Here is a 25,957-nt window from a genome sequence, read left to right as displayed (position 1 = left end):
GTCAGATTTGAGCTTTCCGCGAGCTCTTCTCACCTGCGCTGACCTGGTCTTTTTCGTCCGCTCACCGAACACTTCGCGGCGCCTTGTTCCGATAGCCGGAGGTAGCGACTAGGTTGCACCGCAATGCGCGGATCCGTCCCCCACCCTCCGGCGATCGAGCCGAGGGTCAGGCCGCGCTGGAAAGGCACAGGGCACCCTCACGATGCGTGCGGACATCACCACCCGGGCCGGATCCTCTCCGGCCGGCCCCTCCGGGCACTCCCCCGACCACGGCGGCGACGGCCACCTCAAGGCCGGGCTCAAGAACCGCCACCTGTCGATGATCGCCATCGGCGGTGTGATCGGCGCGGGCCTGTTCGTCGGGTCCGGCGCGGGCATCGCCGCCACCGGCCCCGGCATCCTGCTCTCCTACACGCTGGCCGGTGTGCTGGTCGTGCTGGTCATGCGGATGCTCGGCGAGATGGCGGCGGCCGACCCGCAGAGCGGCTCCTTCTCGGCGTACGCGGACCGGGCGCTGGGCCGCTGGGCCGGGTTCACGATCGGCTGGCTGTACTGGTTCTTCTGGGTGGTGGTGCTGGCCGTCGAGGCCACCGCCGGCGCGAAGATCCTCAACAACTGGATGCCGGGCGTGCCGCAGTGGGCGTTCGCGCTGATCGTGATGGCCGTGCTGACCGCGACCAACCTGGGCTCGGTCGCCTCCTACGGCGAGTTCGAGTTCTGGTTCGCCGGGATCAAGGTGGTGGCGATCGCCGCCTTCCTGGTGGTCGGCACGCTGGCCGTGTTCGGCCTGCTGCCGGGCACCCACGCGGTCGGCACCAGCAATCTGACCGGCCACGGCGGCTTCCTGCCGCACGGCGTGGGCGCGGTGTTCACCGGCATGCTCACCGTCGTCTTCGCCTTCATGGGCAGCGAGATCGTCACCCTGGCCGCCGGCGAGTCCGAGGACCCGGAGAAGGCGGTCAGCAAGGCGACCAACAGCGTCATCTGGCGGATCGGGATCTTCTACCTCGGCTCCATCCTGCTCGTGGTGACCCTGCTGCCGTGGGACTCCGCGGCCGTCAAGGGCAGCCCGTACGTCGCCGTGCTGGAGCACGTGGGCATCCCGGGCGCCGGCCGGGTGATGGACGTGATCGTGCTGACGGCCGTGCTGTCCTGCCTCAACTCGGGCATGTACACCGCCTCCCGGATGGCCTTCTCGCTCGGGCGGCGCGGCGACGCGCCGAAGGCCTTCGCCACCGTGACCAAGCGCGGCGTGCCGCGGGTGGCGATCCTCTCCTCGGTGGTGTTCGGCTTCGTGGCGGTGTTCTTCAACTACACCTCGCCCGACACCGTCTTCGCCTTCCTGCTGAACTCGTCCGGCGCGGTGGCGCTCTTCGTCTGGCTCGTGATCTGCTTCTCCCAGCTGCGGATGCGCCGGATCCTCGAGCGTGAGTGCCCGGAGCGCCTGACCGTCCGGATGTGGCTGTACCCGTACCTCACCTGGGCCGCGATCGGCATGATCGGGTTCGTGGTGGCGTACATGTTCACCGACGCCGACGGTCGGAAGCAGATGTACCTGTCGCTGGTCGCCGCGGCCATCGTGCTGGCGGCGTCGGCCGTGGTGGGCCGCCGGCGGCGGGCCGCGGCGGTGGCACCGGCATCCTGAGCCGGCGCGCAGGACCGTCCGCGGGCACCGGGCCCGGGAGCCGTTGCGGAGGCTCCCGGGCCCGGCCGCGTTCCGGTGCCGTTCCGTGACGGACCGGACATGACCCGGCGACCCTCCGACCCCTACCCTTTCCCCTCATGCGAGATCTTGCAGCGGGGATGGGGTACCTGGCCAAGGGCCAGAAGTGGGTGGCGCGGCACGGCCGCTGGTGGGCGTTCGGGATGATCCCGGCGCTGATCACGCTGGCCGGTTACGCGGTGGCGCTGTTCTTCCTGGCCGGCTGGGCCGGGGACCTCGCCGAGTGGGCCACGCCGTTCGCCGACTCCTGGTCCTCGTTCTGGCAGGACCTGCTGCGCACCACGCTCGCCGCGGTGGTCTTCGTCGGCGGGCTGCTGCTGTCGGTGCTCACCTTCACGGCGGTCACCCTGCTGGTCGGCCAGCCGTTCTACGAGGAACTGTGCGAGAAGGTCGACGAGACCGAGGGCGGCGCGCCGACCCCGCCGGAGGTGCCGCTCTGGCGCGAGCTGGCGGTGGCGGCCCGGGACAGCCTCTTCGTCCTGGTGCGGGCCGGCGGCTTCGGCGTGCTGCTGTTCGCGGCCGGGTTCATTCCGGTGGTCGGGCAGACCGTGGTGCCGGTGCTGGGCTTCCTGGTCTCGGGCTTCTTCCTCACCCTGGAGCTGACCTCGGTCGGCCTGCAGCGGCGCGGGGTGCCGCAGCGCGAGCGGCTGCGGCTGCTGCGCGGGCGGCTCGGCCTCGCCCTCGGCTTCGGGGTGCCGCTGGTGCTGGGCTTCCTGGTCCCGCTGGTGACGGTGGTCGCCATGCCGGGCGCCGTGGCCGGCGCCACGCTGCTGGCCCGCGACCTGGTGCCCGTCGAGGAGGAGCCGGCGGCGGAGGACGGCGACGAGGAGCCGGACGCGGCGGCCGTCCCGGAGCTGCCGGAGTACGACGCCCGGCGGCCCGTGGCGGGCAACCCGTACACCGACGGCCCCGCCCCGGGCAACCCGTACGCCGCCGCACCGCACCCGGCGGAGCCGAACCCGTACCGCGGCGCGTGAGTGCGCCGTCACCCTGCGTCCGCTCCGGCCCCGCCCGGGTGTGAGGCCCCCCACAGGGGCCGGGCGGTCTACTGCCGCCGATAGTGGAGGGCCGTGCGGCGGTGCGCCGCCGGGGCTCCGCGGCGCGCCGCACGGCGGGACCCGGCACGGCCGGCCGGGCGGCGCCCGACCGGAACGACCCAGGCGGAGGCCCGGTTCGAGCCATTGGTTCATCGACGACCCCGCCGCCCTGCCCATCGATTCACTAAAACGGACAAAACACCATGAAGCGCCCGCCACCGGTCGGGCGCTTCGCCGTTCCGGCCCGCTCGCTCCACTACCGCCCGTCGTAGCAGGCGGCTTTGCCGCCCCCGCCGGGCTCTGCCAAGAATGGCCCGTCGCCAGGCAGCGCGGCCGGTCCGCCGCCACGCATCCCGTCCCGCCCCGCCGTCCGCACCGGGGCACCACCACGGCCGTCCCGTACGCCGCCGCGGGCCGCTCCCCGAGCCGGTCCCGCGCGATGCCCGGCGCCCGCGCCACCGCCCCGCCCGGGGCCGGCACGCCCCGACGGCCACCGAGGCCCCGACGGCACCCCGACGGAAAAGGATCGTCCGCTCCATGCAGCTCAGCCATGCCCGCCGCAACTCGCTGATCACCGGGATCACCACCCTGGTGGTGGCGAGCGCGGCCACCGCCGCCCTCGCCATCCCGGACAGCGGGACCGCCGTGGCCGAGGCCCCCGCCGCCGCGGTGGTCGGCACCGTCGGCGACCCCTCGGCGGACGCGCAGGCCGCCGCGGCCCAGGCGCAGGCGCAGGCGGACGCCCAGGCACAGGCCGCCGCGCAGGCCGCCGCCGCCGCGCAGGCACAGGCCGAGGCGGACGCCGCCGCGCAGGCGCAGGCCGCCGCCGCGCAGGCCGAGGCCGCGGCGAAGGCCCAGGCGGACGCCAAGGCCAAGGCCGACGCCGAGGCCGCCGCCTCCCGCTCGCAGGAGCGCTCCGCCCTGAACAGCAAGCCCTCCTACTCCGGCAGCCCGCGCGAGATCGCCGCCCAGATCGTCCCGGCCGGCCAGCTCCAGTGCTTCAACAACATCGTGTCCCGCGAGAGCAGCTGGAACGTCACCGCCACCAACAAGAGCTCCGGCGCGTACGGCCTGGTCCAGGCGCTGCCCGGCTCCAAGATGGCCTCGGCCGGCGCCGACTGGCGCACCAACCCGGCCACCCAGATCAAGTGGGGCCTGAACTACATGAACAGCCGCTACGGCAGCCCGTGCGGCGCCTGGGCGTTCTGGCAGTCCCACCACTGGTACTGAGCCGGCCCGTCCGTCTCCCCCGAGCCCGCAGGCCCCCGCCCGCGGGCTCGCGGCGCGCCTCGGCGGCGCCCCGCGAGCTGGCCGAAATCCTGGTGGCCGGGCGCGCGTCCGGGGCGCGAGAGTGGGACCCATGGATCATGTGAGGCTCTCCGACGGGGTCGTCACGCTGACGCCGTTCCGGGCGGCGGACATCGACGCGCACCTGGCGGGCGAGGACGAGCTGCTGGTGCGGTGGCTGAGCGGCGGGCCGAGCACCCGGGCGGGCACCGAGGAGTACGTGCGGCGGTGCACCGCGCAGTGGGTGCACCGGGGGCCGGCCCGGGTGTTCGGGATACGGACCGGGCCGGAACCGGTGCTGGCCGGCACGATCGATCTGCGGTTCGCGATGCCCTGTCTCGGCCCGGGGCAGGTCAACATCGCGTACGGCCTCTACCCGGCCTGGCGCGGGCGGGGCCTGGTGACCCGGGCGGTCCGCCTGGTGGGCCGGTACGCGGCGCAGGAGGGCGCGACCGAGGGCGTCATCCGGGTCGACCCGGAGAACCTGGCCTCGGCGGCCGTGGCCCGGCGGGCCGGATTCCGGTACGCCGGACGGGTCATGGAGCCGACCGGGAACCGGCTCGACCGGTACGTCCGCCGGCTGGCCGAGACGCCGGCCGAGGCACCCGCCGGGGCCCGGACGGCGGCCGCCGGAGCCCTCTGAGCGGCCCCTCGTTCAGGCCGGGCTCCCGGGGCCGCGCCGCACGGCCGCCAGCACCTCGCCGGTCAGCAGCCCGACCGCGATCGCCGTCACCAGGGTGACCAGCTCCACCAGGTCGCGGAACCCCCCGATGGGGTGCCCGCCGACCAGGTCGGTGAGGCCCCGCATGCCGAGCGAGCCGACGGTCAGGGTGAAGAAGCCGGGCAGCAGCAGGATCAGCCGCGGCGGCGTCCCCGGCCGGAGGGCGACCCGGGCCGCCGCGGCGCTGAGGGCGACGGCGGCGGCGAAGGTCCCGGCCACCTCGCCCGCCAGCCAGGTGGCCAGGCTCTGCGCCGCCACCGTCAGGTAGACCAGGACCAGCAGCGCCGGCCCGAACCGGGCGGGAATGGCGAAGGCCAGCACGGTGCCCGCGGTGAAGACGATCCAGGCGGTGAACAGCGCCCAGCGCGGCAGGTCCTGGGCCGCCGTCAGATCGAACAGCGCGTGCCGGTCCCGGCCGGTGACGGCGAGTCCGATCAGGATCCCGACGTACAGCTGGAGCAGCAGGAACACCGCGTGGACCAGCCGCACGGCCCCCGGGGTGAGGTACCCCGCGGCGAGTTCGGCGGCGGCGGCGCTCAGGTAGTCGCCGGGCACGAAGAAGAACAGCGCGGGCAGCATGATCAGCACCGGTCCGCCGTGCGCCGGGGTGCGGGCGAACACCAGCAGCGCGATCACCGAGACCACCACGGCCGCCGCCAGCGGCAGTACCGGGCTCAGCCGGGGCCGACGGCCCGCCGCCAGCGCGAGGGCCGCGCTCGCCGAGGCGAGCACGGCGGTGGAGCCGACCTCCCACCAGGTGGGCTGCATCAGCGGGGCGAATCCGAGGGAGAACAGCACGATCCCGAGCGCCTTCGCCCACCAGGGGTACGGCGGCGGGGCGGTGTCGACGGCGGCGAGCCGCCCGGCCGCGGCGGGCAGGGTGAGCCGGCCCGCCGCGAGGTCGGCGAGCAGCGCGCGGACGGCGGCCACCTGGTCGAGGCGGAACACCTCGGGGAACGCCCGGACCGTCACCGTGCCGGTCCCGCCGCCGGAGGTCACGTCGAGCACCGCGCCCTCCGGGACGACCAGCAGCCGCGCCGAGCCGCCGAGCGCCCGGGCCGCCCCGGCCACGGCCGGCTCCAGCTCCTGGACGCCCTCGCCGCTGTTGCGCAGCAGCACCGTGGTCAGCCGGGCCAGGAAGGCGGTGAGTTCACCGACCCGGGGCGGCCGCGTCAGCTGTTCCACCGGCCCGCCTCCGTCCCTGTCCCGCCGTACCGACGCCTCCAGCCTGCCCGCCGCCCCGGGACGGCGCGCGTCGGGGCCGCGGCCGGGGGATCCCGGCCCTGACGTGGACGCGCCCGGGGCAGCCGGTGAAGATATGGCGTACGTCCGTACGCTTTGACGGGATTGCCCCACCTACGGACCGTCAGGGCTTTGCCACCGTTCGCAGGCGCTCCTACGCTCCCGCGTCATGCCCTCACCCCTGATCAGCGTCGTGATCCCCGCCTACGACCAGCGGAAACAGCTCGCGGACTGCCTGGACTCGCTGCTCGCCCAGTCCTTCCGCGACTTCGAGGTGCTGGTGGTCGTCGACCGCTCCCCCGAGATCCCGGCGCAGCTCGCCGAGCGCTACGCGGCCCGCCACCCCCAGGTCTCCGTGCTGCGCCTCGACGCGGCCGTCGGCGTCGGCGTCAGCCGCAACGCGGGCGCCGCCCACGCCCGGGGCGAGTACCTGCTCTTCCTGGACGCCGACCACCTGCTCGCCCGCGACGCCCTGGGCGCCTTCGCCGAGCGGCTGGACCGGACCGGGCCGGTCGACCTGCTGCTCTTCGGCCACACCCGCCGGCACGGCGACCGGGACTGGCCCGGCGGCGCCGAGGCGCTGCTCGCCGAGGTCGGGCCCGAGGCCTTCGCCCCGCTGGACCACCCGGAGCTGCTGGGCGCACCCGCGCTGATCTGGGACCGCCTGGTCGCCCGCGCGCACTGGCTGCAGCAGGGCCTGACCTTCCCCGACGGCCGGTACGAGGAGATCCCGCCCGTCCACCGGGCGATGCTGACGGCCCGCCGGATCGCCGTCCTGCCGCGCGCCTTCGTGCAGCTGCGCCGCCGCGAGACCGTCCACCCGACCGGCTCGCCGGGCAGCAGCAGCTTCGACATCTTCGAGCAGTACGAGCGGACCTTCGCGCTGCTGGACGTCCTGGACGCCCCGGACGCCGTCCGGGAGGCGCTGTTCACCCGGATGATCCGGCACTACCTGTTCGTCTTCGACCTGGCGGGCTGCGTCGCCCGCGCCGAGCGCCCGCAGTTCTTCCACCGGGCGGCCGAGCACCACCGCCGCTTCCAGCCGCCGGGCCACCGGCGCCCGGCCGGCCGCGAGGGCGTCAAGTTCTCGCTGCTGGCGGGCGGCGCCTACCCGGCGTTCGAGGTCGCCAAGCTCTCCCACATCGCCGCCGGCACCCTCACCGGAGCGGCCCGCCGGCGGTAGGCCCCGCGGCCTGCGGACACGCGGTGGCGGCGAGGGCCGGGCGCAGCCGGTGGAGGTCGGCGCCCGGGTCGAGCGCCCCGGCCATCGGGGCGGTCGGCGGCCGCAGTGCGCAGAGGCGGCGCAGCGCGTCGACGTCCACCGGCCGTTCGCAGGACGCCTCGGCCCGGTCCCTGAACGCCTCCGGGGTCCCGTCGACCAGCAGGTCGAACAGGTGGTTCGCGCCGACCGCCGAGAAGACGATCACGGACGAGTCCCCGGTGCCGTCGTCCGTCCCGGCCACCTCGCAGCCCGACGCCCCCCGGGCACCGAATCCGTGCCGGCGGAACGGGTCGCCGGGCGCGAGGACGGCTTCCACCGCCGCCCTCGCGAGGCGGAGGTCCCGCAGGGCGGAGACGGTCGGGAGTCGCCGGGCGACGTCGGGCACGCTCATGTCCGCAGGCCGGCGGACACCTCCGACAACGCCCGGCGCCCCGGCGGTCAGACGTGCGCGGTGCCGCCGTCGGCGGCGAGGGCGGCGGCGATCCGGCGCAGGGTGTCGGCGCGGACGTCGTCCGGCAGCGGCGGCAGGAGGTCCATCCACAGCGGCAGGGTGGAGCCGAGCAGCTGCCGCTGGCCCTCGGGGCGGGCGATCAGCCACAGGTGCAGGTGGGCCGCGCCGTCGCCCCAGCGGCTGACGTGGACCCGGCCGATGCCGCCGAGCCCGAGGACCGCCCGCTCCACGCGCTGGAGCACCGGGCCGAGCTCGGCGGCCCGGGCCGGCGGGAGGTCGAGCAGGTCGTGGTGGCCGCGCGGGTTGAGCAGCAGCACGGCGGGCAGCCCGTGCGGTTGGCCGTAGGCGCGCAGGCGCCAGTGCTCGTCGGTCCAGACGAAGTCCGCGTCCGGGCGGCCGCACTCGCCGCACTCCGCCGGGCCCGCCTCGCCGTGCCGGGGCGGTTCGGGCAGCTCGGGGGCGTCCAGCGGCCGCACCCGCAGCCCGCCGCCCTCGGACGGCTCGTACGGGAAGACCTCCCAGGACGGTGCGGCGTCCTCCGGGATCGGGAGGCGCTCGCCGGCCGGCAGGTGGGCGAGGAACGGGCGGGGGGCGTCATGAGGGTCGGTGATCACGGACACCGACCCTGCCAGACTCCGCGGGTGCCCGGCCAGCCCTTTCCCGGTACCGCCCGCCGGCCGCGGCTGCGATGATCGGCTCAGCCGTACCCGCCGCCGGCAGGCACCACCGCCCCGGGAGGACCGCCCGTGAGCCGACCCGACACCGCGCCCGGCACCGACCTGGCCCGCGAGCTGTCCGCCGTGCTGCGCGGCGAGGTCCGCTTCGGCGCCGCCGAGCGCACCGTCTACAGCCACGACGCCTCCAACTACCGCCAGCTGCCGCTGGGCGTCGTCAAGCCCGCCGACCTCGACGACGTGCGCACCGCGCTCGCGCTCTGCCGCCGCTACGAGGTGCCGGTGGTGGCGCGCGGCGCCGGGACGAGCATCGGCGGGCAGGCGATCGGCCCCGGTGCGGTGGTGTTCGACTTCCGCCGCCACCTCGGCGCGGTGCTCGGCGTGGACCCCGGGCGCCGCACCGCGCGGGTCGAGCCCGGCGCCGTCCTGGACGACCTGCAGCGGGCCGCGCGCCCGTACGGCCTGCGGTTCGGCCCCGACCCGTCCACGCACAGCCGCTGCACCCTCGGCGGCATGATCGGCAACGACTCCTGCGGCGCGCACTCGGTGGCCTGGGGCCGGACCGCCGACAACGTCGAGTCGCTGGACCTGCTGCTCGCCGACGGCACCGAGCTGACCGTCGGCGGCCCGCTCGGCCCGGACGGGCGCGCCGCGCTCGCCGCGCTGCCCGGTCGGGCCGGCCAGCTCCACCACCGGCTCCAGGAGTTCACCGACCGGAACCTGGCCGTCATCCGCCGGGGCATGCCCGCCCTGCCGCGCCGGGTCTCCGGCTACCCGCTGGACGCGCTGCTGCCCGAGCGCGGCCACGACCTGGCCCGCGCGCTCACCGGGACCGAGGGCACCTGCGCGCTGCTGCTCGGCGCCACCGTCAAGCTGGTCGAGGACCCGCCCGCCCGCGCCCTGGTGCTGGCCGGATACCCGGACGAGACGGCCGCCGCCGACGCCGTCCCCGCGCTGCTGCCGCTCGGCCCGCTCACCGTCGAGGGCATGGCCGCCGACCTGATCGCCGCGCTGCTCGCCGCCGGGCCGCGCCCGCCGGCCCTGGACCGGCTGCCCGACGGCACCTGCTGGCTGTTCCTGGAGACCGGCGGCGCGACGGCGGCGGAGGCGCTGGACGCGGCCCGCCGGATCGCCGACGCCGTACGGCGCGAGCGCACCGCCGCCGTCACCGTGGTCACCGACCCGGCCGAGCAGCACCAGCTGTGGACCGTGCGCGAGGCGGGGGCCGGGATCGTCACCCGGCTCCCCGGGGGCGGGGAGGCGTGGCCCGGCTGGGAGGACTCCGCCGTCCCGCCGGAGCGGCTCGGCGACTACCTGCGCGAGCTGCGCGCGCTGCTGCGCCGCCACAGCCTGCGCGGCGTGCCGTTCGGGCACTTCGGCGAGGGCTGCGTCCACCTGCGGATGGACTTCCCGCTGGCCGCGCCCCACGGGGTGCTGGTCTTCCGGGAGTTCCTGGAGCAGGCCGCCGATCTGGTGGTCTCGTACGGGGGTTCGCTCTCCGGCGAGCACGGCGACGGCCAGGCCCGCGGCGAGCTGCTGCCGCGCATGTACCCGCCCGAAGTCATCGAGCTGTTCCGGGAGTTCAAGCGGATCTGGGATCCGGAGCGGCTGCTCAACCCCGGGACCCTGGTCGACCCGCGCCCGCTCGACGCCGACCTGCGGTTCACCGGCCCGGTGCTGCCGCTGCCGCTCGCCCTGCCGTACGAGCAGGACGACGGCAGCCTCGCCAAGGCGGTGCGCCGCTGCGTGGGCGTCGCCAAGTGCGTCGACCCGACGACCGGGGTGATGTGCCCCAGCTACATGGCCACCGGCGAGGAGCGGCACTCCACCCGCGGCCGGGCCCGGCTGCTCGCCGAGATGCTGCGCGGCGGCGGCCGGTTCGGCGGCACGATCCCGGACGGCTGGCGCTCGGCCGAGGTCCGCGAGGCGCTGGACCTCTGCCTCGGCTGCAAGGGCTGCGCGAGCGACTGCCCGGTCCACGTCGACATGGCCACCTACCGGACCGAGTTCCTGTACCAGCACTACCGGCACCGGCCGCGGCCCGCCGCCCACTACGCGCTGGGCCGGCTGCCGCTCTGGCTGCGCGGCGCCGCCCTGGCGCCCGGCCCGGCCAACACCGTCGCCCGCTCGCCGGCGGCGGGCGCGCTCAAGCGGCTCGCCGGGATCGACCCGCGCCGGGTGCTGCCGGTCCTGCCGCCGGAGACCTTCACCCGCTGGTACCGGCGCCACCGCGCCGCCACCGGCCCGGCCCCGGCCGGCGCGCCGCCCGTCCTGCTCTGGCCGGACACCTTCGCCAACCACCTGCAGCCGGAGGTGCTGCGCGCGGCCGTGGAGGTGCTGGAGCACCTGGGCTTCGACGTCCGACTGCCGGCCGGCCCGGTCTGCTGCGGCCTGACCTGGTACTCCACCGGCCAACTCCCCGGCGCCCGGCGGGCGATGCGGCGCAGCCTGGCCGCGCTCGCCGCCACCGGCCTGCCCGCCGGCACCCCGGTCGTCGGACTCGACCCGAGCTGCACCGCGACCCTGCGCGAGGAGGTGCCGCGCCTGCTCGGCCCCGAGGGCCGCCCGCTGGCCGAACGGACCCGCACCTTCGCCGAGTTCATCGACGAGTACGCGCCCGACGCGCCGCTGCCGCAGCTGCCGGTGGACGCCGTCACCCAGACCCACTGCCACCAGCACGCCGTGCTCGGCAGCGACGCCGACCGCCGGGTGGAGCGGCGGATGGGCGTCGCCAACCGGGTGCTGGACTCCGGGTGTTGCGGGCTGGCGGGCAACTTCGGCTTCGAGCGCGGCCACTACGAGGTGTCGGTGGCGATCGCCGAGCGCGTCCTGCTCCCGGAGGTCCGCGCCGCCGGGCCGGACACCGTGGTCCTCGCGGACGGATTCAGCTGCCGTACCCAGATCGCCCAGCTGGCCGACGGCCGCCGGGCCCTGCACCTGGCGGAGCTGATGCAGCGGGCGCTGCGCGCAGCACGGGAACCGAAGCCCTGACACCGTGCGGCGCGCCCGCCACAATGGCGGCACGACCCTCACCACCGCCGAGGCGGACACGACCGCCTTCCTCGACATCACCCTGACCGCGGAGGGCGAGGAGGACGCGCCGGCCCACGCCACCGCGGTCTACGCGCTGGCCTGAGCCGCCCCGTCCGTCACACGCCCTGCGGCGTCTCCAGCACCTCCTTCGAGCGCGGCGAGTCCTCGGCGCAGACCGCCGTCACGAACTCCGCCACCCGCGCCTGCGGCATGCCGCGCGCGATGTCCGCCTCGCTGATCATGCCGACCAGCTCGTGCTCCGGATGGTTGATCACCGGCAGCCGGCGCACCCGGTACTGCTCCATCACCCGCAGCACCTGATCGACGTCCTCGTCCGCCTCCACCGTCATCGGCCGCCCCTGGGCCACGTCCCCGGCCGTCACCTGCTCCGCGTCCAGCCCCTCGGCCACGCACTTGAGCACGATGTCCCGGTCGGTGAGGATGCCCAGGAGCTTCTGCCGCTCCCCGCAGATCGGCAGTGCCCCGACTCCGCGTTCCTTCATGATCCGGGCCGCGGTGGCGAGCGTCTCGTGCTCGCGCACGCACTCGGCGCCCCGGTGCATGATGTCGCCCGCACTGGTCATGATCGGCCTCCTGACGTGCCTGTCCCTCCCACGTCTCCATCGTGGTCCGGCGCCGGGAGCCCCGCCACCGGGCCCGCTAGGTCCCGTCCTCCTCCCGCTCCCGGCCGCCCCCGCTCCGCTCCGGCGGGTCCAGCGGCGCGCGGTCCAGCACCTCCTCCAGCGGCGGCAGTTCCAGCTGCTCCATGCCCGGCAGTGTCGGTTCCTCCGCCTCCGCCGCCACCTCCCCCGTGTCCTCTCCGGTGCCACCCCGCTGCGCGGTGCCACCCTGCTGCGCGGCCCCGCGCCGGTGCGTCTCGGCCGCGCTGTCCAGGAACCGCAGCAGCTCCACCGGGAACGGCAGCACCAGCGTCGAGTTCTTCTCCGCGGCGACCTCCACCACCGTCTGCAACAGCCGCAGTTGGAGCGCCGCCGGGGTCTCGCTCATCACCGCGGCCGCCTCCGACAGCCGCGCGGACGCCTGGTACTCGCCGTCCGCCGTGATGATCCGCGCCCGCCGCTCCCGCTCGGCCTCCGCCTGCCGGGACATCGAGCGCTTCATCGCCTCCGGCAGGGCGACGTCCTTGATCTCCACCCGGTCGATCTCGATCCCCCAGCCCAGCGCCGGACTGTCGATCATCAGCTCCAGGCCCTGGTTGATCGGTTCGCGGTTGGCCAGCAGGTCGTCCAGCTCGCTCTTGCCGATGATCGACCGCAGCGAGGTCTGCGCCACCTGGGAGATCGCGAAGTTGTAGTCCTGCACGTTGACGATCGCCTTCACCGGGTCCACCACCCGGAAGTACACCACCGCGTCCACCCGGACGGTCACGTTGTCCCGGGTGATGCCCTCCTGCGCCGGGATCGGCAGCGTCACGATCTGCACGTTCACCCGGCGCAGCCGGTCCGCGACCGGCATCAGCGCGACCAGCCCCGGAGCGCGCACCTCGTCGCGCACCCGACCGAAGCGGAACACCACACCCCGCTGGAACTGCTGCACCACCCGCAGGCTCAGCCCGCCCACCACGGCCGTCAGCAACAGCACCGCGACAATGACCCCGACCACCACATCGACGACCATGACGGCCTCCTCGCGCAGCAGCGAGCCCCGCCCGCCGCCGACCCGACCCGGCCGTCGACCGCCGGAACCACTGGTTCCACGCTACGCCTGCCCGGCCGACTCCCGAACGAACCGGGTTCCCGCCCTAGGATCGTCGCCATGCCGCAGCCGCAGCCCCCCGTCGGCCTCCCGGACCCCGCCGACGACCCGGACCACCCGCGCCACCCCGCCGCGGCCGCCGCCCGCGCCGCGGACCTCACCGCCCTCGACCGCGTCGTCACCGGCTGCCGGGCCTGCCCGCGACTGGTCGAGTGGCGCGAGGAGACCGCCCGCACCAAGCGCCGCGCCTACCTGGACTGGGACTACTGGGCCCGCCCGATCCCCGGCTTCGGCCCGCCCGACGCCCCGCTCGTGCTGGTCGGCCTCGCCCCCGCCGCACACGGCGCCAACCGCACCGGCCGGATCTTCACCGGCGACCCCTCCGGCGACCTCCTCTACGCCGCCCTCCACCGCCTCGGCCTCGCCAACCGCGCCGAGTCCGTCCGCCACGGCGACGGCCTGGCCCTGCACGGCGTGCGGATCACCGACCCGGTCCGCTGCGCCCCGCCCGACAACAAGCCCACCACCGCCGAACGCGACACCTGCCGCCCCTGGATCGCCCGCGAGCTCGACCTCCTGCGCCCCACCGTGCGCAGCGTCGTCGCCCTCGGGGGCTTCGCCTGGCAGGCGCTGCTCCCCGCACTCGACGCGGCCGGCTGGACGATCCCACGCCCGCGGCCCCTGTTCGGCCACGGCGCCCACGTCACCCTGCCGTCCCGCCACGGCGGCCCACCGCTGGAGCTGTACGGCTGCTACCACGTGAGCCCGCGCAACACCAACACCGGCCGCCTCACCACCGCCATGCTCCGCGACCTCCTCCGCACCGCCGCCCGCACCGCCGGCCTCGCCCCGGCCGAGGAGTGACCCGCTCAGACGAAACGCGCCAACTTCGGCCGGGCGGCCCGCGCCCACACCTCCGGCAGCGCGAGCCTGGCCCGCTCCGCCTCGGCCAGCTGCTGCCCGTACAGCACCCCGTAGGCGAACGGCTCCTCGGACGCGCCCGCCCGGTCCCGCAGCGCGGCCGACGCCACCACCGCGTCCTGGTGCTCGCCCAGGACCTCCTGGACGGCCTTCATCCGCTCCACGTACCGCTCCGCCGCCCGGCCCGCCACCGGCACCGCGGTCTCGCCCGCGTACCGGGCGCGCTTGGCCGCCTTCCGGGCCTCGTGCAGGGCCACGTCCGGTTCCGCGCTGTCCGCGAGCGCCGTCCGCACCCGCTCCGCCGTCCGCCGCTGCTCGCGCGCGGCCACCCGGGCCAGCTCCGGACCGGCCGCCCGGCCCGCCCGACCGCGCAGCGGCGGGTCGGCCAGCAGTGCCGCCAGGCCGTCCGCCAGGGCGCGGCGGCGCGAGCTGTCCAGCGCGGCCACCACCTCCGGCCGGACCCGCCGGTACTCGGCACTCCCCCAGCGCTCCAACTCCGCCGCGACCCGCTGGGGCCCGCACTCCGCGGGAAGCTCCCGCGCCCGAGCCGCCAGCCGCTCACCCAGCACCTCCCGGTCCCGGGCCCGCCCCAGCGCGGCGGCCAACCACCGCAGCTCGGCCACCAACTCGTCCGTGGCCCCGGGCGCGAGCAACCGCCGGTAGGTGCGGAACGCGCTGCGCAACCGCCGACACGCGACCCGCATCCGGTGCACGGCGTCCGGCCGGTCCGCCCGCACCGCCTCGTCCAGCCCGGCCAGCACCTCGGCCTGCGCCCGGATCCGCCCGAGCACCACCTCACCCACCGTGACCACGTCGCCCGCCATCCGCCCGCACCCTTCCCCGGCGCCTTCGGAACGCCTCCAGGCTAGCCCGCCCACCCCACCCCGGGCAGACCCCCTTCCGCCCGCCCGAGCCACGACAGCACCCGCCAAGCCACCCCACCACTCACAATTGACAGGAACATGCGGATTGAATAGTCGGCCTGCCCGACTTCCTACGCCGCCACCGCGCACGCGAGCCTCCAACCCGGTGCGGTGGCGCCCGGGGCGGGAAGTCGGCCTGGCCGACTTTCCATGCCGCCGGCGCGCGGGGAGATCCGGCTGGAATCCCGTGTCGGAGTGGGTGGGGTCAGGGGCGGAGTTGGATGGCCAGGGACACGGTGTAGCCGACCAGGGCGGCGAAGAAGACTACGGCGGTGGTGTAGCGGGGGGTGAAGGGGAGGCCGGCGAGGGCGGGGTAGAGGAGGACGGCGGTGCCGGCGGCGATGTCGGCGAGGTAGAGGCCCCGGGGTGGGAGGGTGCCGGTGGTGCGGGCGGCCCAGCCGGTGGCGACGAGGAAGCCGGTGAGCAGGATGAAGCCGGACAGCAGGCCGGAGCCGATGCTGGAGAGGACGGGGTGGGGCTCGGGCGGGAGTTCGCCCTCCGGGACGGCCGGGCGTACGCGGTGGGCGACGGCGAGGGCGCCGACGGCCAGGGCCACGCACGCGGCGGCGCTCAGCAGGGGGGCGGGGTTCATCGGCGGCTCCGGGAGGTCGTGTGGTGGTGGCCGAGGGCGGCCGCGAGGGCGGCCGGGACGAGCACGGTGAGGACGAGGACGGCCGCCCAGGTGCCCGGGTCGAGCCCGGCGTCGGGCGGAGCGGCGGGCGGTGGGGGCGCGGCGGCGACGACCGCGAGGGTGGCGGTCGGGCCGGGGGCGGTCGGCGGGGCCGGGGGCGGGGGCTGCGCCGTCCAGCTCGGCGAGGCCGGCCGAACGGGCGCCACCGCTTCCACGGTGATCGGGGCCCGGGGCGGCACCGGGACCGGGGTCGGGGCCGGTCTCACCGCGTGCGGTGAGGCGGCCGGGGAGGCCGGAGAGGTCACGGAGGCCACGGAGGTCGGTACCACCGACGGCACGGGCGCGGAGCTCGGCGAAGGGACCGACGGCGACGGCGCCGCGGAGACCGTCGGCGTCGGCACCACCGGCGTCGGCGAGGGCAGTGAGGGCGACGCGGCCGACGGCGAAGGGACCGACGGCGACGGCGACGGGCAGTGCCACGGCGACGCCCAGGGCGACGGCCAGGGCAGGGGCCACGGCGCCGTCGCCCCCGGGCCAGGGGCGTAGTCCATCGCCCGATTGTCGGACCGCCCCACCGCCCCCGTCAGTGGCTGACGGCCCCTCACCCGACCGGCACCCCGCCAAACCCATCGCTCCGGTGAACTCCCCGCCCCCACCTCCCGAACGGACGACCGATGCGGGACAACCTGTGCCCCGATCCGGCCGCGACCCCGGACGCACCCTCGTGCCCGATGTAAACGTCGTGACATACTCCCGAACATGACGACCTCCACCCACGCGACGAGGGCCCTGCGGGCCGCGGTGTTCACCGCGCTCGCCGTGCCGCTGTCCGCGCTGGGCCAGGTCCTCATCACCGGCCGTCCGCTGCCGCTCACGCTGGTGGCGATGGCCGCCGCCGTCGTCTTCCTGGTCACGTCCGTGCTCGCCGGCGGGGAGCGGCGGCTGCCGCAGATCGCCGCCGTGATGGTCCCGGTCGAACTGCTGCTCAACACGACCTTCAACCTGGGCCAGACCGCCTGTGGCCCGGTCCTCGGCGGCGACCTCCCGGCCCGCGGCATGAACCTGCTGGTCTGTGGCGGCGGCTCGGTGGACGGATCCTCGCTGTTCTACGGCCAGTTGGGGCACTCCGGACGGCTGGCGCCCGCCGCCACCCAGGTGCTGCTCCTGCTGGTGCACCTGGTGATCGCGCTGGCCGCCGCCGCCTGGCTGCGGCTCGGCGACGCCGCCCTGTCGGGCCTCGGGCGGGCGCTGCGCGCCCTGCGCCAGGCCGTCTCGGCGCCGCTGCGCGCGCTGGTCCTGCTGCTGGTCCCGGCGCCGGCCCGGCCGGTGCTGCGGGTGCCGCTGCCGGTCTCGGACCGCCGCCGCCCGCGCCGCGAGGACGTGGTGCTGAGCCCCGCGCCGCGCCGCGGCCCGCCGCTGCTCGCGCCTGCCTGCTGACGAGCCCTGCGAAGCCCGACCCCTCGCCGACGCGGTGAGGCCGGTCCTCCGAAGGTCCCGCGGCGGGCGGCGCACAACTCCGCCTCTCGTCCAGTCACCCCTCCCGCCCCGCGCCCCCGTGCCCAGCACGCCGCGCCGCGCGCCGGAGCGGGACACCCCCGCGCGCCCCGCGGCGCGCCCCCACCACGGAGTTGACCGAGCATGGCTCACCCCAACCAGAAGCCCTCCCGCAAGCAGGCCCAGAAGACCAGCGCCCGTGAGCGCATCCAGGAGGCCCAGCGCCAGGAGAAGCAGGCCGCCAAGCGCCGTCGGCGGATCGTCGTCGGCGTCTCGGCCGCCGTCGCGCTCGCCCTGGTCGGCGGCACCGCACTCGCGATCAGCACGGCCGGCGACGACAAGTCCTCCTCGGCGGCGGCCGAGCCGACCACGCTGGTCGTCCCGGCGAACACCTCCGGCGCCGACGGCACCGTGATCACCTGGGGCAAGCCGGAGGCCGCGCACACCCTCCAGGTGTTCGAGGACTTCCGCTGCCCGGTCTGCAAGACCTTCGAGGCCGCCAACGGCCCGGCCGTCAAGCAGCTGGTGGACGACGGCACCGTCAAGGTCGAGTACCACCTGGCCGCGTTCCTGGACAAGAACCTCAACGGGAAGGGCTCGCGCACCGCGCTGGCCGCGATCGGCGCCGCCGTGAACGAGGGCGTGGACAAGTTCAAGGCGTACCACGACGTGCTGTACGCCAACCAGCCCGACGAGCGCGAGGACGGCTTCGGCAACGTCGCCTTCCTGCTGGAGCTGGCGGACCAGGTGCCGGGCCTGAAGACGGACGCGTTCGTCAAGGCGGTCAACGACCGGACGTACGCGCCGTGGGCGAAGAAGGTGGCGGACGCGTTCAACGACAGCGGGGTGACCGGGACCCCGACGGTGAAGGTGGACGGCAAGCAGCTGACGCTGTTCAGCGGCAACCGCGCGGTGACGCCGGAGCAGTTCACCGCCCAGGTGAAGCAGGCCGCGGGCTTGCAGTGAGCACCACCGGCCCGGCCGATTCCCGGCCGGGCCGGCCCCTTCCTCACCCACGGAGTGCTCTGCCATGACCGCATCGACCGCTCTGCCCCCCTCCTCGCCGTCCTCCCGCCCCGCCTCCCCCGCACCGGCCGCCCCCGGTGCGGCGCCGATCGGCGCGGGCCGCGCGTTCTCCCTGTTCCTGCTGGTCGCCGCCCTGATCGGGCTGGCCGCCTCGGCCGTGCTGACCTTCGACAAGCTCCGCATCCTGGAGGACCCCTCCTACATCCCGAGCTGCAACCTCAACCCGGTGATCAGCTGCGGCTCGGTGATGCGCACCGACCAGGCCGAGGTGCTCGGCTTCCCCAACCCGCTGCTGGGGCTGGCCGCGTTCGGCGCACTGGCGGCGGTCGGCGCCGGGCTGCTGGCGGGGGCCGCGTACCGCCGGTGGTTCTGGCTCGGCCTCCAGGCGGGGACGGTGTTCGGGGTGGGCTTCGTGCACTGGCTGATCGACCAGGCGCTGTACGACATCGGCGCGCTCTGCCCGTACTGCATGGTGGTCTGGGCGACGGTGGTGACGCTGTTCTGGTACACGACACTGCACAACCTGCGCTCCGGGGTGATCCCGGTCGGACCCCGGCTGCGGCCGGTGGTCCGGGAGGCGGCCCGCTACCACTGGGCACTGCCGGTGCTGTGGGCGGCGGTGATCGCCCTGCTGGTCCTCAATCGGTTCTGGTCGTACTGGTCCACGCTGATCTGACGCGCCCGGATCGGCCTGACGCACCGTCGGTTCGCGGGCTCACGCCGTGTTCGCGGCGCCGTACGCGACCAGTTCTGGCCCTGGACCCGAAGTGTTCGCGAGGCATCGAGTACAGACCTCCTCCCCTGCTAGAGATGACGTGTCCCCGACGGACCCGGTCGGCCGCCCCGGCGGCGGCCCGGGTCCGGCCCGGGGGCACCGTCGTCCCTACACCCGCGAGAGGAGGTGACCGACATGAAGAAGATCGCCATTCGCAAGGCGGGCTCCGTCCGCCTGACCAGCGGCGCCTCGCTCTACGGCGGCGGCCCCTGTGGCCCGACCTGGCCGCCCGTCGTGCTCCCGGCCTAGTCCCGAGCGCCGTGCCCCGGCGGCGGGCGGTCTCCACGACCCCGCCCGCCGCCGGTGGCCCGCGCCGACGAGCCGCGACGACCCCCGCCCGGCGATCCGCTCGGAGGAGCGATGCCAGACCGGCCTGCCACCGCACCGCCCGGACCGGCGAGCGACGGCCTCCCGATCCCCGAACAACCGCGCGGCGAAGCCCCGTTGGCCTTCCACCCGCTGGTCTTCCAGCCGGAGGGCGAGGAGGTGACCGTCGGCCGGCTCGACGAGGGCACCTTCGTCGTCCTGCCCGCCGACGGCGCCGCCCTGCTGCGGCGGCTGGTCGAGGGCACCGAGCCCGCCGAGGCGGCCCGCTGGTACGCGGAGAGCTACGGCGAGGCGGTCGACATCGAGGAGTTCGTCGCCGACCTCGGCGAGTTGGGCTTCCTGCGCGACCCGGGCGAGGCACCCGCCCCGCCGCCCGCGCCGGTGCGCTGGCAGCGGCTGGGCCGCGCGGTGTTCTCCCCGGTCGGCGCCGCGCTCTACCTGGCGCTGCTGGCCGGTTCGGCGGTCGCCCTGGTGCGCTCGCCCGAGCTGGTCCCCGGCTACCGCCACCTGTTCTTCACCCCGTACCTGTCGGTGCTGGTCATCGTGATGTTCCTGGCGCAGGCGCCGCTGATCCTGGTGCACGAGGCCGCGCACGCGCTGGCCGGCCGGCGGCTGGGCCTGCCGTCCCGGCTGTCGGTGGGCCGGCGGCTGTACTTCGTGGTGGTGCAGACCGAACTCGACGGCCTGGTCAGCGTGGACCGCCGGCGCCGGATCCTGCCGATGCTCGCCGGGGTGCTCGCCGACCTGGGTGTGCTGGCCGTGCTGACGCTGGTCGCGGCCGGCACCCGGCACGCCGACGGCGCGCTGTCCGCGGTCGGCGGGGTCGCGCTCGGCCTGGCCTACTCGACCGTGCTGCGGGTGATCTGGCAGGCCTTCTTCTTCCTGCGCACCGACGTGTACTACCTCGTCGTCACGGTGCTGGGCTGCGTGGACCTGCACACCACCGCCAAGCAACTGCTGGCCGACCGCTGGGCACGGCTGCGCGGCCGCCCGGCCCCGTACGACCCGGAGCGCTGGCACCCGCGGGACCGCGCGGTGGCCCGCTGGTACGCGGTGCTGATGGCGGTCGGCTACACGCTGGCCCTGGCGACGCTCGCGGTGAACCTGCCGCCGATCGTGGCCCGGGCGTACCGGTCGGTGCTCGACCAGCTGTCCGGGGACGGCGGCCACCGCTGGGCCGGACTGGCCGACAGCATCGTCTTCCTCGCCCTGACCGTCGGCGAGGTCGCCCTCTCCACCGCGCTGTACCTGCGGGAGCGGCGGGCCCGGCGCGCGGCGGCCACTCCCGGCGCACTCCCGGCCGCCCCCTGATCCCGCCCCGCCCCGCCGCCCCTGGAGGTCCGATGTCCACACCGTCCACCGGATCCGGCCACCACGTCCTGGTGACCGGGACCCTGCGCCGCGACCGCGCCGCCGCCCGGGCCGCGCTCGCGCTGCCGGAGCCGCTGCTGCCCGAGGTCTCCGCGCACCGCCGGCTGCGCGGCCCCTACACGGCGGCCGGCACGCTGCTGCGCGCCGTCGTGCCCGCGGCGGCCGAGCGGTGGCCGGAGCTGGTCGCCGCGCACCAGGTGGAGTTGCTGACCGTCGCGCCGGAGCTGCGCGAGCGGGTGCCGGCCGCCCGGGAGACGCTGACCTCGCTGGCCGTCCCGCAGGAGCGGACCAGGTTCTACTCCCGCTGGCGGACCCTGCGCATCGCGCACGGCCTCCAGGAGTTCCTGGCCGAGCTGCTGACCCGGCGGGCCGACGGGCCGCACGCCCTGCTGGTCGAGGACCTCGACCACGCCGACCCGACCGACCTGGAGTTCCTCTCCGTCCTGCTCCGGCGCACCGATCCGGCGCTGCTGACCGTGGTCGCGGGCGGCACCGGGGCGCTGCTCGACCCGCTGCCCGTCGACCGGGCGGTGGAGGCCGGCACGCCGCTCGGCGAGAACCTGCCCGAGGTGCTGGCCCGGTACTGCACGCTCGTCACCGCTCCCCGGAGCGAAGCGCAGGGCGAAGCGCAGAGCGAACCCCGGGGCGAACCGCAGGGCGAAGCGCCGACCGAGGCCGAGCTGGCCGCCCGGTACGTGGCCGGCGACGGCACCGGCGACGACCCGGCCGCCCTGGCCGCCTACCGCGCGCTGCCCGTGCGCGAGCGCCGGGAACTGCACGACCGGCGGGCCGCCGAACTCGCCGCGCTCGGCGAGCCCTCGCTCGACCTGGGCGCCCTCCCCTACCACCTCGAACACGGCACCGACGTCGGCGGCGCCGGCCTCCCCGCGCTCGCCAAGGCGATGGACGCCTGCATGCTGCTCGGCTTCTACCACGCCAGCCTGGAGTTCTGCCGCCGCGGCCGCTCCCACCTCGACCCGGTGGCGTTCCCGCAGGCCTGGTGGCACTTCACCGGCAAGATGCCGACCTCGCTGTCGGCCCTCGGGCGCGCCGAGGAGGCCGAGGCGGTCTGCCACGAGGTGCGGGTCCACTCCGTCGACCCGACCGCCCACCTCCAGTGCGCCTACGCGACGGCGATGCTCTACACCCGCCACCGCTCCCCGGACCGCCGCGACCACGAGCGGGCGGTGGCCTGGATCAACCAGGCGATCGCGATCGCCTCGCTGCTGCCCGACCCGCGCCAGCGCGCCTTCAACACCGTCTTCCACAACAACGGCCTGGCCCTCGTCGAGGCCCACCGCGGCCGCCCGCAGGCCGCGCTCGACCTGGTCACCGCCGGACTGGCGGAGCTCGACCGGGACCTCGGCGCGGACGAGCACAGCCTGCACCGCTCGGTGCTGCGGCACAACCGCTCCACCGTGCTGGCCGGCCTCGGCCGGCTGGACGAGGCGCTCGCGGACCTGCGCTCCGTCATCGAGAGCGACCCGAACTACCCGGAGTACCACTTCGACCTCGGCAACCTGCTGCGCCGGCGCGGCGACGAGGAGGGCGCCCTGGCCGCGTACGGGACCGCGCTGCGGCTCGGCCCGCCGTTCCCGGAGGTGTACTACAACCGCGGCGACGTCCGCTGCTCGCTGGGCGACGTCGAGGGCGCGCTCGCGGACTTCGGCTACGTGCTGGTGCTGGACCCGAGCTTCGTCGACGCCTACGTCAACCGGGCCGGGCTGCTGCTCGACGAGGGCGATGTGGCGGGCGCCGAGCGCGACGCCCTGGCCGGCCTGGCGCTGGCCCCGGACAACGCCCATCTGCTGGCGGTGCTGGGCCGGGTGCACGCCGAGCAGGACGACCAGCGCGCCGCCATCGAGGCCTTCGACCGGGCGCTGCGCACCGATCCGGACCTGCTGCCCGCGCTCTGCGGGCGCGCCGGCGCCGCCTACCGGGCGGGCGAGCCGGAGGCCGCGCTGGCCGACCTCCAGCATGCCGTCCGCCTCGCGCCCGAGGATCCGCTGGTCCGCTTCAACCGCGCCTTCGTGCTGCTGCGCACCGACCGCTGGGAGGCGGCGCTGGCCGACCTGGACATCGCCGCCGAGCTGCTGCCGGACGACGAGGACGTCCGCGCCGCCCGTGCCGAATGCCTGGCGCGGCGGGCCGCCACCGCGGGCTGAGGGAGCGCCGTCGGGGTCCTCACCCGCGCCAGCGGTCGACCACGGTCCGGGTGCGGGAGAGGACGGCGACGGCCAGCCGGGCGGCGGCGTCCAGCACCGAGTCGGGCGCGGTCGACCGGTGCGGGCCGCCCCCGGCCGCGGCCCAGGCCGGCTCGGGCGGGATCGACGGCGCCGGTGGCGGCGCGGCGGCCGGGCGGCCGGTCAGCCGGCGGGCCCGGTCGGCCAGGGCGCGCCGCCGCAGCGGGAGCAGCGAGCCCGGCGGCAGGCCGAAGCACTCCTCGTAGGAGCCGGTCAGCGACTCGGAGGGGATGCGGCGGCCGGCCTCGATGTCGGAGAAGACGCTGTGCGCGCTGTAGCCGAGCCGTTGGGCGAGGGCCCGCATGGACAGGCCGCGCTCCAGTCTGAGCCGCCGCAGCGCCGTCCCGAAGTCCTCGCCCGCCAATTCCCCCGGAGCCGCCCCGGAAACCGGCCGGGCGGACTTGCCGGACTCTCCCGCGAATATCTCCCGACCGCCACCCGGGAAGTTCCCGCGCCGGTCTCCGGCAGAGTTCTGGACCACCATGGAATCACCGCATTCCTGAAATCGTGCGCTGCCCTGGAAACTCACGGTCGCCGCCGCCCGGGTCGCATCCCTCCGGGCGGCACGGCGCTGACCTCGGCCGATCCCGGCCGAAGCGGAGTGGCCGACACCCCCCGACGGCCGGAGCGGATTCGCCCCCCACAAATCTGGGGGGCCTTCCGGCCCTGTTTCCAACGCCCTTCCCCCGGGGCGTCGGAAATATCGGTGACAGCCTTGCGCAATAGTCCCGCAACAGGGATCAGCATGCCCCTCGGCAGCGCCCCCGTCAATGGCGGGAAGCAACGTCCGAATGGCTCACGGAATTCCCGGGCGACGCCTTTCGCCGCACGCCCTATCCGAAGACCGTCCGGCGGAAGGCGTTGCGCAGGTCGGTGAGCGGCCGGAAGTCCCGGTCGTAGTGGACCTTGTTGGTGAGCAGCAGCGCCCAGCGGCCGCGGCGGCGGGAGATCCAGATGCCGGTCCCGGTGAAGCCGTAGTGGACGAAGGTGCCCTCGGCCGGGTCGGTGCCGGCGGCGCAGAGCCAGGACAGGCCGCGGGCGGGCGCGAGGCCGCCGGTGTGCACCCGCAGCGACTCGGCGGCCCACGGCCCGTCCCACGGGGGCGCCGCCCCGGCGGGCGGAGCCAGCAGCGCGGTGAGGAAGCGTTCCAGGTCACGGGCGGTGGAGAAGGCGCCGGCGTTGCCGGAGACACCGCCGAGCAGCCGCGCGGAGGGATCGTGCACGACGCCGCACAGCGCGCCGCCCGCCGTCGGCTCGTCCTCGGTGGGGGCGGTGCGGCCCTCCCACTCCGGGCCGAGCGGGCCGTAGCGGGTGTCGGCCATGCCGAGCGGCCGCCAGGTCTGCCGGGCGGCGAGTTCGTCGAGCGGCGCGCCGGCCAGCGACTCCACCAGGTGGCCGAGCAGGACCGCGGCCCGGTCGGTGTACTCGACGGCGGCGCCGGGCGGGCGGTGCAGCGGGGCCGCGAGCACCCCGGCGCGGATCGCCGCCGGGTCGCTCCCGTACAGCGCGGCGAACCTGGTGCGCAGCGGCAACCCGGCCGTGTGGGTGAGCAGCTGACGGGCTGTCACGGAACCGACGGGACGGCCGGCGGCCGGCGGCCAGTAGTCGCCGAGGGGCCGGTCCAGCGGAAGACGGCCGGCCTGCCACAGGGCTCCGGCGCACGGCCAGAGCGCGACGATCTTGGTGACGCTGGCCAGGTCGAAGACCGTGTCGTGGTCCATCGGCCGCTCGCTGTACGGGCCTTGGCCGAGCACCCCGGTGCGGCCGCGGCCGCGGACCCCGCCCGCGTCGCCGACCGACCAGACGCCGCCGGTCCCGGCGGCGCGCAGTCCGGCGGCCACCAGCCGATCCAACGGTCCGCCCGGCGCGGCGAGTTCGGCGAGCGGGGCGGGTGGCACCGATCCGGTCATCCGTACCGCTCCCCCGTCTCCCGCGAACCCGCGAGCCTCCCGAGGGGCCCGTCGGACCCCTCGGGAGGCTACCCGGCCGGGGCGCGGGTCAGACGGCGAACGCGCCGTCGAACTCCTTGCCGAGGCAGATGCTCTGCTCGTGCTCGCGGTAGAGGCCGAACTTCTCGATCGCCGCGTAGCCCTCGGAGGTGTACAGGGCGACGGCCTCGGGCTGCTCGGTGCCGGTCTCCAGGATGAACCGGGTGCGCCCGGCCTCGGCGGCGGTCCGCTCCAGGTGGCGCAGCACCACCCGGGCCAGGCCCCGGCCGCGCGCCTGGGGGCGGACGAACATCCGCTTCAGCTCGGCGTCGGTGTCGCGGATGCCGAACGGCGCGGCCCGCTTGGCCCGCCAACCGCCGCAGGCGACCGGCACGCCGTCCAGGTAGGCGACCAGGAAGAGGCCGGCCGGCGGGTCGAAGTGCTCGGGGTGCAGCTCGGTGAGGTCGGCCTCGCCGTAGCGGCGGACGTACTCCTGCTGGACCTCGGCCGCGAGGAGCTGGGCGTCGGGGTGGCCGAAGCCGGTGATCCGGATCTCGATGCCGTCGCCCTTCGTGTCGTGCACGAAGGGGCCGCCGGTGGTGGTGCTCTCCATGGTGGTCAAGCCTACGGCCCGCGCTCAGCCCGCCTCGGGGCGGCCCTCGAAGCGGGCGACCAGGGCCTCCTTGCCGAACATCCGGGCGGTGTCGACGGCGGACGGGGTGCCGGCGGCCGGGTCGGCGCCGCCGGCGAGCAGCGCGTCGAGGACGTCGTCGCTGCCCTTGAACACGGCGCCGGCGAGCGGGGTCTGGCCGCGGTCGTTGGCCCGGTTCGGGTCGGCGCCGCGCTCCAGCAGGGCGGTGACGGCGGCGGCGTGGCCGTGGTAGGCGGCGAGCATCAGCAGGGTGTCGCCGCGGTCGTTGGTGAGGTCGGCCGGGGCGCCGGCGTCGACGTACGCGGCGAGGGTGGCGGTGTCGCCGGCCCGGGCGGCGTCGAAGAGCTTGCCGGCCAGGGCGATCACATCGGCGTCGGGGGTGTCGGTCATGTCTCGGCCTTTCTCCGGGGACGCGCCCCGGCGGGGGCCGTCCGGCGTTGTCGGCGGTCGCGCCGGAGGCACGGTAGCGCACGAGGCGCGAGCGCGAAGGTTGCGCGGCCGTTCGGGCGAACTTTCCGGCACCGGGCGGCCACTCCGGGAATCCACCCATTTGCCCCGTT

General features: G+C 75.8%; 26 protein-coding genes. 14 read left to right on the top strand and 12 right to left on the bottom strand.

All coding sequences use genetic code 11. The features are described from left to right. Positions 1 to 202: 202 nt before the first annotated feature. The 4 genes from ACFC0B_RS21110 to ACFC0B_RS21095 all read left to right on the top strand — a co-directional run bounded on the left by ACFC0B_RS21110 (position 203) and on the right by ACFC0B_RS21095 (position 4,690). Complete coding sequence (locus ACFC0B_RS21110) at positions 203 to 1,645, top strand: amino acid permease (RefSeq protein WP_376087638.1); 1,443 nt, start codon at positions 203 to 205, stop codon at positions 1,643 to 1,645. 137 nt (positions 1,646 to 1,782) lie between these two features. Next, entirely contained in the window at positions 1,783 to 2,700 is a 918-nt protein-coding gene (locus tag ACFC0B_RS21105) for an EI24 domain-containing protein (protein WP_376087636.1), read from the top strand. A 597-nt stretch (positions 2,701 to 3,297) separates the two neighbouring features. Next, positions 3,298 to 3,990: a transglycosylase SLT domain-containing protein gene (locus ACFC0B_RS21100; RefSeq protein WP_376087634.1), complete on the top strand. Its 693-nt coding sequence runs from the start codon at positions 3,298 to 3,300 to the stop codon at positions 3,988 to 3,990. Between the two features lie 130 nt (positions 3,991 to 4,120). Continuing rightward, positions 4,121 to 4,690 carry a GNAT family N-acetyltransferase gene (locus ACFC0B_RS21095; RefSeq protein WP_376087632.1) on the top strand — a complete coding sequence of 190 codons (570 nt, stop codon included), beginning with the start codon at positions 4,121 to 4,123 and terminating at the stop codon, positions 4,688 to 4,690. A gap of 12 nt (positions 4,691 to 4,702) precedes the next feature. On the opposite strand, the gene ACFC0B_RS21090 is transcribed toward ACFC0B_RS21095, so the two are convergent. Then, positions 4,703 to 5,953: a threonine/serine exporter family protein gene (locus ACFC0B_RS21090; protein WP_376087630.1), complete on the bottom strand. Its 1,251-nt coding sequence runs from the start codon at positions 5,951 to 5,953 to the stop codon at positions 4,703 to 4,705. A 226-nt stretch (positions 5,954 to 6,179) separates the two neighbouring features. Here ACFC0B_RS21090 and ACFC0B_RS21085 point away from each other — a divergent pair, with 226 nt between their 5' ends. Next, the gene (locus ACFC0B_RS21085) at positions 6,180 to 7,193 is read left to right on the top strand and encodes a glycosyltransferase family 2 protein (RefSeq protein ID WP_376087628.1); all 1,014 of its coding nucleotides are present in this window, start codon (positions 6,180 to 6,182) and stop codon (positions 7,191 to 7,193) included. Here ACFC0B_RS21085 and ACFC0B_RS21080 read toward each other — a convergent pair. Both ACFC0B_RS21080 and ACFC0B_RS21075 read right to left on the bottom strand, forming a co-directional pair. Beyond that, positions 7,168 to 7,623, bottom strand: a complete 456-nt coding sequence (locus ACFC0B_RS21080) for a hypothetical protein (RefSeq protein WP_376087626.1) — start codon at positions 7,621 to 7,623, stop codon at positions 7,168 to 7,170. The two genes, ACFC0B_RS21085 and ACFC0B_RS21080, sit on opposite strands and share 26 nt — an antisense overlap. A gap of 47 nt (positions 7,624 to 7,670) precedes the next feature. After that, on the bottom strand, positions 7,671 to 8,297 hold the full coding sequence (locus tag ACFC0B_RS21075; protein WP_376087624.1) for a hypothetical protein: 627 nt from the start codon (positions 8,295 to 8,297) through the stop codon (positions 7,671 to 7,673). A gap of 132 nt (positions 8,298 to 8,429) precedes the next feature. On the opposite strand from ACFC0B_RS21075, the gene ACFC0B_RS21070 reads away from it, so the two are divergent. Next, positions 8,430 to 11,348: an FAD-binding and (Fe-S)-binding domain-containing protein gene (locus ACFC0B_RS21070; protein ID WP_376087622.1), complete on the top strand. Its 2,919-nt coding sequence runs from the start codon at positions 8,430 to 8,432 to the stop codon at positions 11,346 to 11,348. Positions 11,349 to 11,352: 4 nt separating this feature from the next. Next, on the top strand, positions 11,353 to 11,493 hold the full coding sequence (locus tag ACFC0B_RS21065) for a hypothetical protein (protein WP_376087620.1): 141 nt from the start codon (positions 11,353 to 11,355) through the stop codon (positions 11,491 to 11,493). 13 nt (positions 11,494 to 11,506) lie between these two features. Here ACFC0B_RS21065 and ACFC0B_RS21060 read toward each other — a convergent pair whose 3' ends face one another. Further along, positions 11,507 to 11,974 carry a CBS domain-containing protein gene (locus ACFC0B_RS21060; protein WP_376087618.1) on the bottom strand — a complete coding sequence of 156 codons (468 nt, stop codon included), beginning with the start codon at positions 11,972 to 11,974 and terminating at the stop codon, positions 11,507 to 11,509. Between the two features lie 76 nt (positions 11,975 to 12,050). Beyond that, a complete protein-coding gene (locus ACFC0B_RS21055; RefSeq protein WP_376087616.1) occupies positions 12,051 to 13,028 on the bottom strand; it encodes a slipin family protein in 978 nt (325 codons plus the stop codon). A gap of 138 nt (positions 13,029 to 13,166) precedes the next feature. Here ACFC0B_RS21055 and ACFC0B_RS21050 point away from each other — a divergent pair, with 138 nt between their 5' ends. Then, positions 13,167 to 13,970: a uracil-DNA glycosylase gene (locus ACFC0B_RS21050; RefSeq protein WP_376087614.1), complete on the top strand. Its 804-nt coding sequence runs from the start codon at positions 13,167 to 13,169 to the stop codon at positions 13,968 to 13,970. Between the two features lie 5 nt (positions 13,971 to 13,975). Here ACFC0B_RS21050 and ACFC0B_RS21045 read toward each other — a convergent pair whose 3' ends face one another. The 3 genes from ACFC0B_RS21045 to ACFC0B_RS21035 form a co-directional block, all read right to left on the bottom strand. Next, the gene (locus ACFC0B_RS21045; protein ID WP_376087612.1) at positions 13,976 to 14,851 is read right to left on the bottom strand and encodes a CHAD domain-containing protein; all 876 of its coding nucleotides are present in this window, start codon (positions 14,849 to 14,851) and stop codon (positions 13,976 to 13,978) included. A gap of 304 nt (positions 14,852 to 15,155) precedes the next feature. Then, entirely contained in the window at positions 15,156 to 15,542 is a 387-nt protein-coding gene (locus ACFC0B_RS21040) for a hypothetical protein (RefSeq protein WP_376087610.1), read from the bottom strand. After that, positions 15,539 to 15,787: a hypothetical protein gene (locus ACFC0B_RS21035; RefSeq protein WP_376087608.1), complete on the bottom strand. Its 249-nt coding sequence runs from the start codon at positions 15,785 to 15,787 to the stop codon at positions 15,539 to 15,541. Before ACFC0B_RS21035 ends, ACFC0B_RS21040 begins: the two co-directional genes overlap by 4 nt. 10 nt (positions 15,788 to 15,797) lie before the next feature. On the opposite strand from ACFC0B_RS21035, the gene ACFC0B_RS21030 reads away from it, so the two are divergent. The 6 genes from ACFC0B_RS21030 (at position 15,798) to ACFC0B_RS21005 (ending at position 22,739) form a co-directional block, all read left to right on the top strand. Next, entirely contained in the window at positions 15,798 to 16,127 is a 330-nt protein-coding gene (locus ACFC0B_RS21030) for a hypothetical protein (protein ID WP_376087606.1), read from the top strand. A gap of 213 nt (positions 16,128 to 16,340) precedes the next feature. Continuing rightward, positions 16,341 to 17,018, top strand: a complete 678-nt coding sequence (locus ACFC0B_RS21025) for a hypothetical protein (protein ID WP_376087605.1) — start codon at positions 16,341 to 16,343, stop codon at positions 17,016 to 17,018. A 201-nt stretch (positions 17,019 to 17,219) separates the two neighbouring features. After that, positions 17,220 to 18,041, top strand: a complete 822-nt coding sequence (locus ACFC0B_RS21020; protein ID WP_376087603.1) for a DsbA family protein — start codon at positions 17,220 to 17,222, stop codon at positions 18,039 to 18,041. Between the two features lie 64 nt (positions 18,042 to 18,105). Beyond that, a complete protein-coding gene (locus tag ACFC0B_RS21015; protein WP_376087601.1) occupies positions 18,106 to 18,777 on the top strand; it encodes a vitamin K epoxide reductase family protein in 672 nt (223 codons plus the stop codon). Positions 18,778 to 19,236: 459 nt separating this feature from the next. Then, positions 19,237 to 20,514: a hypothetical protein gene (locus ACFC0B_RS21010; RefSeq protein WP_376087599.1), complete on the top strand. Its 1,278-nt coding sequence runs from the start codon at positions 19,237 to 19,239 to the stop codon at positions 20,512 to 20,514. 32 nt (positions 20,515 to 20,546) lie between these two features. Beyond that, positions 20,547 to 22,739 (top strand): tetratricopeptide repeat protein, encoded by a 2,193-nt coding sequence (locus ACFC0B_RS21005; RefSeq protein WP_376087597.1) that lies wholly within the window; start codon positions 20,547 to 20,549, stop codon positions 22,737 to 22,739. A 19-nt stretch (positions 22,740 to 22,758) separates the two neighbouring features. Here ACFC0B_RS21005 and ACFC0B_RS21000 read toward each other — a convergent pair whose 3' ends face one another. From ACFC0B_RS21000 to ACFC0B_RS20985, 4 genes are all read right to left on the bottom strand, one after another. Further along, positions 22,759 to 23,181, bottom strand: a complete 423-nt coding sequence (locus ACFC0B_RS21000; RefSeq protein ID WP_376087595.1) for a helix-turn-helix domain-containing protein — start codon at positions 23,179 to 23,181, stop codon at positions 22,759 to 22,761. Positions 23,182 to 23,650: 469 nt separating this feature from the next. Then, the gene (locus ACFC0B_RS20995) at positions 23,651 to 24,727 is read right to left on the bottom strand and encodes a serine hydrolase domain-containing protein (protein WP_376087593.1); all 1,077 of its coding nucleotides are present in this window, start codon (positions 24,725 to 24,727) and stop codon (positions 23,651 to 23,653) included. 88 nt (positions 24,728 to 24,815) lie between these two features. Continuing rightward, positions 24,816 to 25,358, bottom strand: a complete 543-nt coding sequence (locus tag ACFC0B_RS20990) for a GNAT family N-acetyltransferase (protein ID WP_376087591.1) — start codon at positions 25,356 to 25,358, stop codon at positions 24,816 to 24,818. 24 nt (positions 25,359 to 25,382) lie between these two features. Further along, on the bottom strand, positions 25,383 to 25,787 hold the full coding sequence (locus tag ACFC0B_RS20985; RefSeq protein ID WP_376087589.1) for an ankyrin repeat domain-containing protein: 405 nt from the start codon (positions 25,785 to 25,787) through the stop codon (positions 25,383 to 25,385). Positions 25,788 to 25,957 lie beyond the last annotated feature (170 nt).

The sequence above is a fragment of the Kitasatospora sp. NPDC056184 genome (assembly GCF_042268405.1).
GTDB lineage: Bacteria > Actinomycetota > Actinomycetes > Streptomycetales > Streptomycetaceae > Kitasatospora.
Note: the sequence above shows the minus strand (reverse complement) of the source record. Positions and strands in the feature narration are given on the sequence as shown.

Bases quoted from the DNA above. Each gene is read 5' to 3' on its own strand.
- ACFC0B_RS21110 (WP_376087638.1), top strand. From the start codon at position 203: ATGCGTGCGGACATCACCACCCGGGCCGGATCCTCTCCGGCCGGCCCC.
- ACFC0B_RS21105 (WP_376087636.1), top strand. From the start codon at position 1,783: ATGCGAGATCTTGCAGCGGGGATGGGGTACCTGGCCAAGGGCCAGAAG.
- ACFC0B_RS21100 (WP_376087634.1), top strand. From the start codon at position 3,298: ATGCAGCTCAGCCATGCCCGCCGCAACTCGCTGATCACCGGGATCACC.
- ACFC0B_RS21095 (WP_376087632.1), top strand. From the start codon at position 4,121: ATGGATCATGTGAGGCTCTCCGACGGGGTCGTCACGCTGACGCCGTTC.
- ACFC0B_RS21085 (WP_376087628.1), top strand. From the start codon at position 6,180: ATGCCCTCACCCCTGATCAGCGTCGTGATCCCCGCCTACGACCAGCGG.
- ACFC0B_RS21080 (WP_376087626.1), bottom strand. From the start codon at position 7,623: ATGAGCGTGCCCGACGTCGCCCGGCGACTCCCGACCGTCTCCGCCCTG.
- ACFC0B_RS21060 (WP_376087618.1), bottom strand. From the start codon at position 11,974: ATGACCAGTGCGGGCGACATCATGCACCGGGGCGCCGAGTGCGTGCGC.
- ACFC0B_RS21055 (WP_376087616.1), bottom strand. From the start codon at position 13,028: ATGGTCGTCGATGTGGTGGTCGGGGTCATTGTCGCGGTGCTGTTGCTG.
- ACFC0B_RS21050 (WP_376087614.1), top strand. From the start codon at position 13,167: ATGCCGCAGCCGCAGCCCCCCGTCGGCCTCCCGGACCCCGCCGACGAC.
- ACFC0B_RS21045 (WP_376087612.1), bottom strand. From the start codon at position 14,851: ATGGCGGGCGACGTGGTCACGGTGGGTGAGGTGGTGCTCGGGCGGATC.
- ACFC0B_RS21040 (WP_376087610.1), bottom strand. From the start codon at position 15,542: ATGAACCCCGCCCCCCTGCTGAGCGCCGCCGCGTGCGTGGCCCTGGCC.
- ACFC0B_RS21025 (WP_376087605.1), top strand. From the start codon at position 16,341: ATGACGACCTCCACCCACGCGACGAGGGCCCTGCGGGCCGCGGTGTTC.
- ACFC0B_RS21020 (WP_376087603.1), top strand. From the start codon at position 17,220: ATGGCTCACCCCAACCAGAAGCCCTCCCGCAAGCAGGCCCAGAAGACC.
- ACFC0B_RS21015 (WP_376087601.1), top strand. From the start codon at position 18,106: ATGACCGCATCGACCGCTCTGCCCCCCTCCTCGCCGTCCTCCCGCCCC.
- ACFC0B_RS21010 (WP_376087599.1), top strand. From the start codon at position 19,237: ATGCCAGACCGGCCTGCCACCGCACCGCCCGGACCGGCGAGCGACGGC.
- ACFC0B_RS21005 (WP_376087597.1), top strand. From the start codon at position 20,547: ATGTCCACACCGTCCACCGGATCCGGCCACCACGTCCTGGTGACCGGG.
- ACFC0B_RS20995 (WP_376087593.1), bottom strand. From the start codon at position 24,727: ATGACCGGATCGGTGCCACCCGCCCCGCTCGCCGAACTCGCCGCGCCG.
- ACFC0B_RS20990 (WP_376087591.1), bottom strand. From the start codon at position 25,358: ATGGAGAGCACCACCACCGGCGGCCCCTTCGTGCACGACACGAAGGGC.
- ACFC0B_RS20985 (WP_376087589.1), bottom strand. From the start codon at position 25,787: ATGACCGACACCCCCGACGCCGATGTGATCGCCCTGGCCGGCAAGCTC.